At 40.2% G+C, this 14,223-nt stretch carries 9 protein-coding genes; 5 read left to right on the top strand and 4 right to left on the bottom strand.

Annotation, left to right across the window (positions count from 1 at the left end; all coding sequences use genetic code 11):
• Window positions 1-87 precede the first annotated feature (87 nt).
• Window positions 88-2,298, bottom strand: a complete 2,211-nt coding sequence (locus ACOV1Q_RS07655) for a M3 family metallopeptidase (RefSeq protein ID WP_424493805.1) — start codon at window positions 2,296-2,298, stop codon at window positions 88-90.
• A 136-nt stretch (window positions 2,299-2,434) separates the two neighbouring features.
• Here ACOV1Q_RS07655 and ACOV1Q_RS07650 point away from each other — a divergent pair, with 136 nt between their 5' ends.
• Entirely contained in the window at window positions 2,435-3,001 is a 567-nt protein-coding gene (locus ACOV1Q_RS07650) for a TlpA family protein disulfide reductase (protein ID WP_424493804.1), read from the top strand.
• Window positions 3,002-3,007: 6 nt separating this feature from the next.
• Here ACOV1Q_RS07650 and ACOV1Q_RS07645 read toward each other — a convergent pair whose 3' ends face one another.
• The 3 genes from ACOV1Q_RS07645 to ACOV1Q_RS07635 form a co-directional block, all read right to left on the bottom strand.
• The gene (locus tag ACOV1Q_RS07645) at window positions 3,008-4,552 is read right to left on the bottom strand and encodes a GH3 auxin-responsive promoter family protein (RefSeq protein ID WP_424493803.1); all 1,545 of its coding nucleotides are present in this window, start codon (window positions 4,550-4,552) and stop codon (window positions 3,008-3,010) included.
• Between the two features lie 118 nt (window positions 4,553-4,670).
• Window positions 4,671-7,043 carry a two-component system sensor histidine kinase NtrB gene (locus ACOV1Q_RS07640; protein WP_424493802.1) on the bottom strand — a complete coding sequence of 791 codons (2,373 nt, stop codon included), beginning with the start codon at window positions 7,041-7,043 and terminating at the stop codon, window positions 4,671-4,673.
• A gap of 449 nt (window positions 7,044-7,492) precedes the next feature.
• Window positions 7,493-8,842: a DEAD/DEAH box helicase gene (locus ACOV1Q_RS07635; protein WP_424493801.1), complete on the bottom strand. Its 1,350-nt coding sequence runs from the start codon at window positions 8,840-8,842 to the stop codon at window positions 7,493-7,495.
• Between the two features lie 121 nt (window positions 8,843-8,963).
• On the opposite strand from ACOV1Q_RS07635, the gene ACOV1Q_RS07630 reads away from it, so the two are divergent.
• The 4 genes from ACOV1Q_RS07630 to ACOV1Q_RS07615 all read left to right on the top strand — a co-directional run bounded on the left by ACOV1Q_RS07630 (window position 8,964) and on the right by ACOV1Q_RS07615 (window position 14,206).
• Window positions 8,964-9,503 (top strand): NADPH-dependent FMN reductase, encoded by a 540-nt coding sequence (locus ACOV1Q_RS07630; protein WP_424493800.1) that lies wholly within the window; start codon window positions 8,964-8,966, stop codon window positions 9,501-9,503.
• Entirely contained in the window at window positions 9,504-10,826 is a 1,323-nt protein-coding gene (pabB, locus tag ACOV1Q_RS07625) for an aminodeoxychorismate synthase component I (RefSeq protein WP_424493799.1), read from the top strand.
• 63 nt (window positions 10,827-10,889) lie between these two features.
• Window positions 10,890-12,200 carry a tRNA lysidine(34) synthetase TilS gene (tilS, locus tag ACOV1Q_RS07620; protein ID WP_424493798.1) on the top strand — a complete coding sequence of 437 codons (1,311 nt, stop codon included), beginning with the start codon at window positions 10,890-10,892 and terminating at the stop codon, window positions 12,198-12,200.
• A complete protein-coding gene (locus ACOV1Q_RS07615) occupies window positions 12,197-14,206 on the top strand; it encodes a protein-disulfide reductase DsbD family protein (protein ID WP_424493797.1) in 2,010 nt (669 codons plus the stop codon). Before tilS ends, ACOV1Q_RS07615 begins: the two co-directional genes overlap by 4 nt.
• Window positions 14,207-14,223: the final 17 nt, after the last annotated feature.

Raw genomic sequence — 14,223 nt, 5'->3', positions numbered from 1 at the left:
TCCTTTTTCAGAATCCTATCCGGCTGCGTCGGAATGACAACTACTTTTTAACCGGTTTTTAGAACTTCCTCCTGGAAGTTTGAGTGATTATTCCTCGCTTCCTTCTTCTGAAGGTACCGGGAAGCCACGATCTCTCATTAAAGCATCTATGTTGGCATCACGGCCTCTAAAAAGCCGGTATGCTTCCGCAGGATCCATTGAATTTCGTGGTGCAAACAAGTATTTTACCAGTTTTTCGGCTACTGTCTCATCATAAAAACCTCCCGGAGCTTCCGTAAAGGCTTCAGCAGCATCAGAAGTTAAAACATCTGCCCATAAATATCCATAATAACCGGTTGCATAACCTTCGCCTGAAAAAACATGTCCGAAATGCGGGGTGCGGTGACGCATCACGATCTCCTCTGGCATATTAAGCGCAGTAAGTGTTTCCTCCTCAAAAGTAGCCATGTCTATTTCTTCAGGATCTGTGGTGTGTAATTTCATGTCCATTAGAGCAGACGCAAGAAATTCGGTCGTGGCAAATCCCTGGTTAAAAGTAGATGCTTTTTTGATCTTTTTGACCAGTTCCTGCGGAATTGGCTCACCAGTCTCGTGATGCACTAAAAATTGATTGATCACTTCATCTGTAGACAACCAGCGCTCTAAAAGTTGTGACTGAAATTCCGTATAATCTCTCACGCCGCTGTTTAAAGTAGGATATTTAACTTCTGAAGAGAAGAAATGCAGCGCATGTCCAAACTCATGAAAGAAAGTGGTTGCATCGTCCCATGAAATCAACGCAGGTTCACCCGGTGCAGGTTTTACAAAGTTTGAATTGTTGGATGCCAATACTGTTTCTTCAGCATCAAGATGGGAATGGCTTCGGTATTGCGTTGCCCATGCTCCCGAACGTTTTCCCTTGCGCGCATAAGGATCTAGATACCATAAACCTATATGTTCACTGGTCGTTTTGTCGGTTACTTCCCACACCTTTACATCTTCATGAAACACCGGCACAGTGCCTTGGGGTACGGATTCAAATTGATAATTAAAAAGCTCTCCTGCTGTATAAAATAGAGCCTGAGTGAGCTTGTCAAGTTGTAGATATTGTTTGACTTCTTCAGAATCGAGGTCATATCGTTGCTTTCTCACTTTTTCGGCGTAATAACGGTAATCCCAGGGTGCTATGGTGATATCTTTTCCCTCGGCATTGGCGATTGCCTGCATATCCTGAACCTCCTCTTCAACTCGTTTAAGAGCAGCTGGCCAAACGGCTTCCATCAATTCCATAGCTCTTTCGGGAGTTTTAGCCATTCGGTTTTGTAACCTCCATTGTGCGTAATTATCGTACCCTAAAAGTTCTACCCGTTCATCACGCAACAGTAAAATTTGTTTGATAATGTCTTTATTGTCAAACTCATCATTATTGTCTCCACGGGAGTAGTAATTGTTCCAAACTTTTCGACGCGCTTCCCTGTCGTTAGAGAACGTAAGGAAAGGATCCATTGAAGAACGGGTGTTCAAAATGGCATATTCACCTTCTCTTCCACGATCGGCTGCAGCTTTGGCAGCTGCGGTAATGAAAGATTCAGATAATCCGCTTAATTGATCTTCCTTTAAATAAACCACATAATTCTCTTCGTCTGCCAAAACATTATTTGAAAATTGAGTGTAGAGTTTGGAAAGTTCTTTGTTAATCTCGGCATATCGCTGTTTATCTGCTTCATTAAGATCTGCACCTTCCATGGCGAATTCTTCATAAACCAGCTGTACTGTTCGCTGTTGATCATCGGGAAGCGGATCTTGAAGTGAATTTTGGTAAACTGCTTTTATACGCAGAAATAATTTCTCATTTTGGGAGATCTTTGAAGAATATTCTGAAATCTTCGGAGATAATTCTCCCTGGATCTCTCTGAATTCCGGGGATGAAATGTTGCTGCTCCAGATGCTGTAGAAAGTGAAAGCACGATCTAAAGCCTCCCCAGATTTTTCCATCGCTACAATGGTATTTTCAAAAGTAGGAGGTGCGGGATTATTGGCAATTGCCTCAATCTCTTCCAGATGCATCTCAATCCCTTTGGTAATGGCGGGATAAAGATTCTCCAGATTCATTTCATCAAATGCGGGAACTCCTCCATAGGGTCCTTCCCATTCTTTTAGTAAATCATTTGTCATAGTAGTTTGGTTCACTTGTGAATTTTGAACAACAGGATTTGCTGGTGCAGGTTTTTGTTCATTCCCCGAACCACATGCCGTAATACTAAAGGCAGAGATCACGCCCAGAGTCAGCTTAGTGTACCTTTTTATCGGTTTTTTCATATTAAATAATTTTTGCTACAAGATACAAAAAGTGAAGATTTTCTTATCTCTACATGTTCTGAAAAGGCTAAACAAAATGACATTTTTGACTATGCTGAAAAAGAATCTTTGTACTTTTATATTTCAACTTTATTGAATGAAATTTTTAAAAAATCAGTGGTCCAACATTCTGTTTCTTGTGATCATTGTCCTGCTTTTTATTCCTGCAACAAGAAAACCAATACAGGTTCAATTAAACAGAATCATTTCTTTTAGTCCGTCCACAATTCCAGAAACCAAACGTAATCAACTGCTTGATTATAACTGGCGGCTTAAAGATATGGAAGGCAATATTTCGAATTTGAAAAAGGCCAGGGGTGAAGTAGTTATAATCAATTTCTGGGCTACCTGGTGCCCGCCATGTATTGCAGAAATGCCTTCTTTTCAGAAAATCGTTGACACCTATGGTGACAGGGTTCAGTTCTTCTTTGTTTCTTCGGAAGAGCAGGAGAAGCTAAACTCCTTTATGAGAAAGAAAGATTATAACCTGCCCGTATATCAACCGCTCTCTCAACCATCTAGAATGTTAGATGCCGCTAGTTTACCCACTACTTATGTGCTTTCACGTGAAGGGGAAATTGTGGTGTCAAAAACCGGCGCGGCCGATTGGAATTCTAAAGCTTTCAGAAAACTTCTGGATGAGCTTCTACAAGAACAATTGTAGGAGAACCTAGCTTTTCTTCATTTCGGGGGAAATGGACTTGCTTATGGCAAGTAATTCTTCTACCAGTTTACGCTCGTTGGAAAGACGTGGGATTTTGTGCTGGCCTCCCAGCTTGTCGTGCTGCCTTAGCCATTCATAAAAGGTTCCCGAAGGCATTTCCCTCACAACAGGAGCTTCAATGGCTACATTATTTTTTCGTTTTTGCGCGTAATCATCGTTTAGATCCCACAGAGCATTGTCCAGAAGTTCTGCAAATTCGCTGAGACTAGCAGGAGATTTTACAAACTCAATAAGCCATTCATGATATCCCTTTTTACGGGTGTCATAGAAATATGGCGCAGCAGTATAATCTTTTAAAATTGCACCGGTTTTTTTACACACAATCTCCAGCGCTTTTTCTGCATGTTCCATAAACAGGTCCTCTCCAAAAATATTGATACAGTGCTTGGTTCGGCCGCTTATTACAAATCTATACGGATTTGTACTCGTAAATTTTACTGTATCACCAATTTTATATCGCCACAAACCAGAATTGGTGGAAATGACCATAGAATATTTTTTTCCAATCTCTACCTGGTCCAGGGACAAAACCGTAGGATTTTCTTTGGAATAGTCTTTTTCGGGAATAAATTCATAGAAAATTCCATAATTCAGCATGAGCAACAAAGAAGGGTCATTAGGTAGATCCTGAAGTCCGAAGAAACCTTCCGTAGCATTATAAATCTCCAGGTACCGCAGACTTTTATTTTTATCAAGTTCTTTAAACAAAGGACGGTATGGAATGAAAGACACTGCCCCATGAAAAAAAACTTCAAGGTTAGGCCAGATATCCTGAATGTGTTCGATTTTTTGCTCTTTTATGATGTGCTGTAGCAATAATAACATCCACATGGGCGAACCTGCGAGACTGGTCACATTTTCCTGAGTGGTAATGTCCGCAATCTTTCTCATCTTCTCCTCCCAGTTATTCATCATCGTGACTTCAAGACCCGGAGTTCTTCCAAATTGTGCCCAGAAGGGAAGATTTTTCATTACAATCGCCGAAATATTTCCAATATAGAAATCCTCATCCTGTCCCGAAAATTTACTTTCCTGGCTGCCGCCGATAGAGAGGTTCTTTCCCGAAAATAATTTGGCGTCAGGGTAATTCCGAATATACAGAGCAAGCATATCTCTACCTCCCTGGTAGTGGCATTGGTGTAAACCTTCAGAAGAAACAGGAACTATTTTACTTTTTGCACCGGTAGTCCCTGAAGATTTAGCCATAAATTTTATTTTAGATGGCCAAAGCATGTTTTGCTCACCTTTGAGCAATCTTTCTATATAAGGCAGCAGGTTTTCATAATCAATGACTGGAACCTGTTCTTGAAACTGCCGGTAATTTTTTATTTCTGAAAAATGGTGTTCTTTGCCATATACCGTATTCTTTGCTTTATGCAGCAAATTACGAAGTACGTCGTGCTGGGTTTCATGAGGATTAAAAATCGACCTGTCAAGCTCGTCCAGCCGCCTCTTCATGAAGCTGTTTCCTATTGAGTCTACTAAGCCCATAGGTTTGTAATTCGGTTATTAAATAACAATGATATTCTTTTCAAAAAAGTCATGGCAAAATCACCTTCAATTTTTGTTGCCGAAGATAATAATTAAACTCTTCTAATGCACAAGATGTTTAAGTTCTTTGAAAACTTTCATAGCGATGGAAGGTCAGCTGAAAGGTCGTTCCCTCGTTTATTTTGCTGTCTACTACTATTTTAGCATCGTGTTCTTCCAGGATACTTTTTACAGAACTTAAGCCAATTCCCACGCCGTGAGGTTTTTGAGTGTAAAAAGCATCGAAGAGTTTATCGAGTTGATATTTTTCCATGCCGCAGCCGTTATCTTCTATGGTGAGAACATGATCATTTCGATTTCTTACAATTTTTAAATGAAGGACTCCTTCATCTGGATTCATTGCTTCGCTGGCGTTAACTATGATATTCAACAGCGCAATTTTCAACTTTTCAGGATCGGCAAGAACGTTATAATTTCCTTTGTATTCCTGGATTACCTTAACCCCCGTAAGGTAAATTCTGTCCCCGGCGTCCTGAAGTGCTTTATCGAGAGTTTCTGCCAAACAACATTTAACAGGACTAAAGGCGGTGTAGTTGGAAGAGCTCAAGAGATCATTTACCAGTTTATTGAGGACTTTGGTACTTCTTTTAATGACTTCTATGTAATTGGCATTTTCCGGGGTGTCCTCCAATTTGTTTTTTTTTGCCAGAATATCTGCAACCATTCCTATGCTGGCCATTGGGTTTCGTAGCTCATGAGCGAGGGTCCTGGCGACTTCACCCTTAATGGATAATTTTTCAGCCTGGAGCAAAGCTTTTTGCGTTTCCTTTTGTTGATTTATGTTTCGAAGCAGGAGAATATATTCACATACTTTAGAATCTTTATCACGCATAAAAACTTTTGCACGGGCGTTGAACCATTCAAAGTAATTGTCACTTGTTTGAAATCTGAATTCTATATCAAAAATTTCCCTGTTCTCTGCATCTGTGATTTCATTGTGGAAATTCATGGCCTTCTCACGGTCGTGGGGATGTATAAAGGGAAGAATACAGGAAATGGGCATACCATCAATGTCCTTTTTCCTCATTCCCGGCTGGTCTGCCATGTCACGGTTGATGTACCGTACATTTTCTTTATGCAAATTCAGGATCATGATGATGTCGGGAGAGGCTTCTGCTATCTGTTTTTTAAACCGAATGTTTTCCTTAAGCCGGTTGGCTTTTATTTTTCTTTGGGAAATATTTTCAATAGAAATTATTAGTAAATTATTTTCACGCCTGCCGGTCATTCTGTACCAGCTCTTCTTTCCTTTTTCAGTGCTTTTTATATCAAAATCATCTGTTGTACCCGATAACATAACGTTCTTAAATGCTTCAAAGACACCGTTATCGATAGAGACAGGATTAAATCTAAGATAGCTTTGTCCTATTATATTTTCGGGATAGTGATCAAGTAGAAGTTTATTTGCACGTAAGTATAGAAAATCCACAAGCTCTCCATTTTTCTTAAAAACTGGTTTTAATATACCTAGACCAATAGTGGTGTTGTTGAAAATAGATTTATATAAATGATAATTCTGAAAAAGTTCTTCGCTGCGAATTTGTTCTTCGGAAAATTTAAGTTCTTCAGTTTTATTAAACTTTTCTTCCCAAATTTTTTCACGGGTAATATTACTAAGTAGCAGTCCTACTTGATAATTTTCTTCTTCCCCTATGGGAAAGGCGTGAACATTAAACCAGCTTTGATCAAGATCTTGTGAGAAGCATTCAAATTGTACAGGTTCACCGGTGAGAGCAACTTTGCCAAGAATTTTGAACCAATGCTCCTTATGTCCGGCAGAAAGTTCTTTTATCGTCTTTTCATTGATATGGCTGAATTTTATTTGCTTTTCGAAAGTATGGTTGCTTTCCAGAAACAGGTAATCTACAGGGATTTTTTGAGCGTCGAAAAGAATATCTACGACACAGAACCCCTCTTTTATGGCATCTATTAATGTATTGTGCTTTTTCCAATTTTGGAGCAATGCCTTCTCATAGAAACGCTGGGCAACTCCAGGGCTTTGTGGTGCAGAGGGTTTTACTTCTCTTCCAAACCCAATGATTAATTGATCTTTTTCATTACCGGCTCCCGAATAAAGCCTGTGCCTGAAAGAAATTTTTTTTACACCCCGAAGCGGACTTTTAACTCTTACAGTAATTTCTTCTTCACGATCCTTAGATAAATTCTCTAAAGATTCTAAATGCAGAACAAAATCCTGGTAATCCTCCTTATGAATGAATTTTTTGAATTGATTTTGTTCTTTTCTAATAGTTGTATTTTCCCTGGATTTGAGGTAGTGGCTAGCTCCGAGATTGGTGAAAACAATTTCAAATGAACGCAGGTTTGTTACGAAGATCAGGATTTGATGATCTTCTAAACTGTCCCATTTAACTAAAGAGCGGGACGACTCTTTAATTAAATGTTCTCCCACAATACGGCTACTTCTTTTCATAGAATTGGTGGTCAAAATTCAAACATTTCAAGCTTAAAGGAAGGCTCTACTTTTAAGCTTCGGGGGAGAAACGATAAGTTAAAAATAACATAAAAAAGTTAATTTTTCACAGCAGGCTAATTTGTTTTTATGTTAAAAATCAGATTAATGTAGGAATAATGTTTAAGAATTTCCTGATTTTTTTAAAGCTTATTCTGAAGATGTCGCGGGGAGCTAGCATCTGTATAAATTTGGAGCAAACTTTTTGGATTACACGAAGAGTGTAGCAATTAACTTCATTGATAGAAAATTAACAGAACCTTAGGAGTAAAATTCCTCTTTTATAATTAAAAATAATGTGTTACGTAAAGAGAATCAGGTTTTTCAAATCACAACTTTTTTGTGCATATTTTATCGAATGGAAACTTTATGATTGCTGAAATCCAGGCGCTTTTCGAATTTGAAGAAGCTTATTTTTTGTTTCTTCGGTTGTAATTTTTATCGCCGCGCGTTTTAGGTTTTTTGTACTTTTTCTTAACCTCTCTCCTGTAGGACCCTCCAAGATTTACTTTTTTATTTTTATCTTTCTTCTCATGAAAAGCGGGGCCTGGAGCGTCTTCGTCGTTTATTTTTGAGGGGTTATAGATCTCGGGAGAGACAGGTTGTTCTTCGGGAGTTAATTTCGTGGAAATTTCCAGGTTTTCTGGAAGGGGATTTCTTTCAATTTCCATATTCATTAGTTCTTCAATCTTCTGCAGGTTTTCTTCTTCTGCAGGAGTTGAAAGTAAAACAGAAATTCCCTCTTTTTCGGCCCTTCCGGTTCGACCGATCCTGTGCATATAATTTTCGGGATATTTTGGAGTATCAAAACTTATCACGTGGCTTATCTCATCAATGTCCAATCCTCTGGCCATAACATCTGTAGCAACAAGAATCCGGCAGAAGCCGTCTCCAAACTGCCTTATGCTTCTCAATCTGTAGTTCTGGGTTTTATTAGAGTGGATCACAGTACATTCTTCAGGAAACGAAAGCTCAAGTTCCTGAAAAAGTCGGTCTGCAGATCTTTTATTGTCAACAAAGATCAACACCTTATTATAGGTATCCGTATCTCTTAGCAGTTCCTTTAAAAGATTGGCTTTTGTGTAAAAATTGGGAACCTCATAAAGATTCTGGTCAATATTTTCCAACGGAGTACCACTGGCTGCCACAGAGATCTTTTCAGGTTGCCTGAAGTTGGTGTTGATAAGATTCTCCACCTCCTCGGTCATGGTTGCCGAGAACATAATGTTCTGCCGGTTTGCAGGCAAAAGTTCCAGGATATTATTCAGCTGAAATCTAAACCCGAGGTCTAGCATCACATCAACTTCATCAATGATTAATTTTTGAATAGATTTTAGCTTCAGGTCCCGGTTTATAGTAAGATCGTACAGTCGGCCGGGTGTTGCAACAATGATATCCTGCCCCTGTGCTACCAGGCGCTTCTGGGTATTGATATTGGTGCCGCCGTAAACACCAAGAATCCTGCAATTGATATATTTCGTAAGCTTTTCAACTTCTTCCACAACCTGTACCACGAGTTCCCTGGTAGGAACAAGGATAAGAACGCGGGGATTTTGCTGTTCAGAATATTTAAGCATTCTAAGCACAGGCAGTAAATAAGCGAAAGTTTTTCCGGTTCCTGTCTGGGCGATACCTACTACATCTCTTCCAGACATGATACTGGGAAATGCCTGTTCCTGAATGGGTGTTGCAAGGGAAAATTCCAGATCTTCCAATGCATTTAATAAAGGGGTATTTAAATTTAATTCCTGAAAAGTCACGCTGCGTATTTTTTTGCAAAGGTAGTTTTTAATTCTTGCAGCGCAACGACTTCATTTCGTGTAAAAAAGGAATTTCCAAAAGATGGCTTTGGTTTCGTATTTTTGGCAAAAATTCCTGCACATGAAAAATATTCTGGCCTTCACAGGTTCTAACAGTCCTACTTCTATCAATCATCAATTACTTTTAAATGTCACCTCGCGCATTACCGAACATAAAGTAGAGCTTCTTGAGCTGCGGGAAATGAACATTCCCTTTTATAGTATTGTTCATGAAAAAGAAGGAATTCCGCAGGATATAAAGTTGCTATATGAAAAGATACTTTCGGCAGATGCACTTATCATTGCGGTGAATGAATACAACGCGAATGTTTCTGGCTTTTTTAAAAATGTGATTGACTGGCTTTCAAGGATAGAGAGAAAATTTCTTCAGGAAAAAAAGATACTTCTTATGAGCACTTCCCCGGGGCAAAGAGGCGGTGCTTCGGCTTTGGAATACGTAAAGAACCAGTTTCCGCGATTTGGCGGTGAGGTAGTCCAAAGTTTTAGTCTGCCGCACTTCTATGAAAATTTTGATTCCGAAAAAGGCAGTATTACCAATGAAATTCAGGAGTTGGGAGTACAGGACATCATTAGCGGATTTTCCCACGAAATCAAGAATTAGTTGAGGACGAGTAAAAAGATCACATTAAAAAATAATCAGGATTTCAGGCAGAAACTACTGCAGTGGGCACAGCAGTTTGAAGAGGTGGTGTGGCTGGATAGCAATAATTACAAAGACCGTCATTCCCGCTACGATGCCATTCTTGCTGTAGAGGCTTTTACCGCGATCCAAACAGATCATGATAATGCTTTTTCTCAGCTTCAGGAGTACCAGGAGCTTACAGCCGACTGGATCTTCGGGTATCTTTCCTACGATCTCAAAAATGACACTGAAGAACTTGTTTCTGAAAATCATGACGGACTCCATTTTCCGGACTTATATTTTTTTCAGCCGAAAAAATTGTTTCTTCTGAAGGATGACGAACTGGAAATCCAGTATCTACGCATGGCAGATGATGAAATGGAAGATGATCTGGAAGAAATTAAAAATACTTCGGAAAATGACATTTTTGAAGCTCCATCTTCTGAAATAAAACCGCAAATTAAAGCGCGTCTCTCTCCCGATATTTATCTTGAAAAGGTGAAGAAAATGCAGTGGCACATACAACGTGGGGATATTTATGAAGCCAATTTTTGCCAGGAATTCTATGCTGAAAATGCTATTCTTGATCCTTTGCAAACATTTCAAAGCCTGAATAAAATTTCGAATCCGCCATTTGCCACTTTTTTAAAGCTTCACAGGAATTACTTGTTTTCAGCTTCTCCTGAAAGATATTTGAAAAAGGAGGGACAAAACATCATTTCACAGCCTATAAAAGGAACGGCGAGACGTTCAAAAGACTTGGCTGAAGATGAACAACTGCGTAAAGATCTTGAACAGGATCCCAAGGAACGTTCAGAAAATATCATGATCGTGGATTTGGTGCGGAATGACCTCTCAAAAATAGCAAAAAAAGGATCCGTTCTGGTGGAAGAACTTTGTAAGGTGTACACTTTTGAGCAGGTGCACCAAATGATCTCCACGGTAAAGGCCGAGCTGGAAGACGGGATTCCTGTTATGGAAGTGCTGCGATCTACTTTTCCAATGGGCAGCATGACGGGAGCGCCAAAGATCTCGGCCATGAAGATCATTGAAGAACTGGAAGAGAGCAAACGTGGCTTGTACAGTGGTGCGGTGGGATATTTCAGCCCGCAGCAGGATTTCGATTTTAATGTGATCATCCGCAGTATTTTGTACAGTGAAGAACACAATTATGCATCCTTCTCTGTAGGCGGTGCGATCACGGCAAAATCTATTCCGCAGAAAGAGTATGAAGAGTGCCTGGTAAAGGCAGGAGCCATGAGGGAAGTCCTGGAAAAACATTTAAAGAAATCTTCTTTATAACTATTCAAAAAGCGGATTTTAGACGCTCTTTTTAGCCGGCCATTTTTTGTACATTTGGGGCCTATGCTTCACAATTTTCTAGACCATATAAAGGCGCAGTTTCCATTTCTTCAGGATTCGAAAATATTGATCGCCGTTAGCGGCGGAGTAGATAGCGTGGTACTCACTCATTTATGTAAAAATTCAGGTCTTGAGGTCGCATTGGCTCATTGCAATTTCAACCTTCGGAATGAAGAAAGCGACGCCGATGAAGATTTTGTGGTAGAACTTGCAGATGCGCTCGAGCTGGAGGTTTTTGTGGAGCATTTTGATACTACGTCTTATGCCGAAGATAACAAACTTTCGGTGCAAATGGCCGCCCGTGACCTCCGCTACCGTTGGTTTGCAGAGTTGAAGGAGCACATGGATTTTGATTATTTGCTTACCGCGCATCATTCTAACGACAATCTTGAAACTTTTATCATCAATTTTGTTCGAGGAACAGGATTGGAAGGATTGACCGGTATTCCTGCCAAAAATGAGTTTATCCTGCGCCCTTTGCTACCATTTTCAAGAGCGGAAATTGAAAAATATGCCCGGGAGAATCATCTAAACTGGAGGGAAGACAGCAGCAATGCTTCTACAAAATACCTTCGGAATAAAATTCGGCATGAAATTGTGCCGGCGCTGGAGGAATTGAATCCGCAGTTGCTGGAAAGTTTTGAGAAAACGCGGCAACATTTGGAACAGAGTTCTCTGCTGGTTGAAGATTATGTTTCTGCAATATTTTCCAGGATCGCAAATCAAACCAATGAAGGTTACGCTTTTGATATAAAATTGATAAAGACCATTCCCAACACAAAAGCCGTTTTATACGAGCTTTTTAAACCTTTCGGGTTTACAGAATGGGACGATGTATTGCATCTTTTGGAAGCGCAGCCGGGAAAAATGGTGCTTTCGGGCACGCACAGGCTTATTAAAGATCGGGAAAATTTGCTTTTAACCACAGTTCCGCGGGGGGATGATAAAGTTTATGAGATTTCCGAAGAAGAATCTGTTCTCATGTTTCCCATTGGAACTTTTCACCTGGATGAGGTTGCGGAGATCGATGAAACGGGGCCAGATTGTATTTATGTAGATAAAGACAAAATTCAGTTTCCGCTGGTGGTGAGAAAGTGGCAAAAAGGAGATTATTTTCATCCTTTTGGAATGGCAGGTAAAAAGAAACTCAGCAAATTTTTTAAAGACAATAAGCTATCTTTGCCCGCTAAAGAAAATACCCGCGTGCTGTGTTCCCGCAATGCGATCGTTTGGGTGATTGGCCAGCGGGCAGATGCAAGATTTGGAGTGGAAGATGCCACTTCAGAAATATTGAAAATTACGTTTACACCATGAGATTATTACTGTTTTTAGCATTTTTTGGGCTTTCTTTTTTAACTGCTTCGGCGCAGATCTTCGACAATGAAAACTTCGGAAGTGGGGATATTGAAAATCCTATACAATGGGAAGCTTCTTTGGAGCAGGAAAATGACAGTATTTACCAGCTTATTTTTACGGCTTCACTCGAGCCGGGATGGCACCTGTATTCTCAAAAAGAAGCAGACATTGATATTGCTCCAATTCCCACGGAATTTACCTATAACAACTTTGAGGAAGGTTATGAATTGATTGGGGAAACCAAAGAACCCGATGCCGAACCTGTGTATGACCAGGTTTTTGAAGCCGATATCACCTATTTTGAAGGAGAAGCGACTTTTGTTCAGAAAATAAAGGTGCTTAAGCCAGAGAATCTTGAAATTATTGCTGAAGTTTATTTTTCTGTTTGTGATGATGCCAAATGCCTTCCTCCCGAAACCGAACGTTTTACGTTCTCACCATCCAAAAATGAGGTTTCTGAAGGTTTTTCTGATCTTGATATTGCCGAAAAGGATGTGCGCCTTACCGAAGCTCTTAATATTGAGCTGCAGGGAATGAGCAACTATGAAATTGAAGAGCAAGGGGAAAACAGCTTCTGGAATATCTTCTTTCTGGGCTTTGTCGGCGGATTAATTGCGTTGCTTACACCTTGTGTATTTCCAATGATCCCGCTTACTGTTTCCTTTTTCACTAAAGGCGCAAAGACTTCCAAAAGAGGGCTCGTAAATGCCATTTTGTACGGACTTTTCATTTTCCTCATTTACCTTTTGCTGAGTCTTCCGTTTCATTTACTTGATTCGGTAAACCCCGAGATCCTGAATAATATTTCCTCTAATGCCACTTTAAACTTTATCTTTTTTGTCATTTTTATCTTCTTTGCGTTCTCCTTTTTTGGTTATTACGAGATCACGCTTCCACATTCCTGGAGCAGCAAGATGGATGATAAAGCTTCAAGTTTTGGAGGCGTACTGGGAATTTTCTTTATGGCACTTACGCTTGCCATCGTCTCCTTCTCCTGTACAGGTCCTATTTTAGGATCTCTGCTTGGCGGTTCGCTCACCAGTGACGGGGGTGCTACGCAATTATCCTTCGGGATGGGCGGCTTCGGGCTTGCACTTGCCTTGCCTTTTGCACTGTTCGCACTTTTCCCAAATTGGCTGAATTCACTTCCGAAGAGTGGTGGCTGGCTGAACACGGTAAAGGTGGTGCTTGGTTTTATAGAGCTCGCGCTGGCATTTAAATTCCTTTCCAACGCCGATCTTGTACAACACTGGGGACTTTTAAAAAGAGAAATTTTCCTCGGAATCTGGGTAGTGATCGGTATCGGACTAATGCTTTATTTATTTGGTGTTATTCGTTTTCCTCATGACGGCCCAAAGACAAAACTGAACAAAGGAAGGTTGATCCTGGGAATCATCACGCTGGCTTTTGTGGTGTATTTGATTCCAGGGCTTACCAATACAAAATATTCAAATTTGAGACTATTAAGCGGATTTCCGCCGCCGTTATATTACAGCGTCTATGAAAAAGACACTCAGGGGCCACTGGGGTTAAGAGCTTATAAAGATTTTGATGAAGGGGTGGCCGCAGCGCAGGCTCAAAACAAACCTATATTGCTTGATTTTACAGGTTTTACCTGCGTTAACTGCAGGAAAATGGAAGAGCAGGTGTGGAGTGATCCTCAGGTTTTTGAAAAATTAAGAGACGAATATGTGCTTATTTCCCTCTATGTTGATGACCGGCAGGAACTTTCGGAAGAGCAGCAATTTAACTATCAAAGACCTTCCGGCGGAATTAAAAAAATTGAGACGGTAGGAGACAAGTGGGCTACTTTTCAAACCCTGAACTTCAGAAATAATTCCCAGCCGTACTATGTGCTGCTGGACAGCGAAATGAATCTGCTGAATGAGCCGGTGGGTTACACTCCCGATGCTGAAGAATATGCAGACTGGCTTGAAACCGGACTCCAAAATTTTAAGGAGTAGGATCAAATCATTTCTTG

Source organism: Salinimicrobium maris (assembly GCF_049680855.1).
Taxonomy (GTDB): Bacteria; Bacteroidota; Bacteroidia; order Flavobacteriales; family Flavobacteriaceae; genus Salinimicrobium.
Note: the sequence above shows the minus strand (reverse complement) of the source record. Positions and strands in the feature narration are given on the sequence as shown.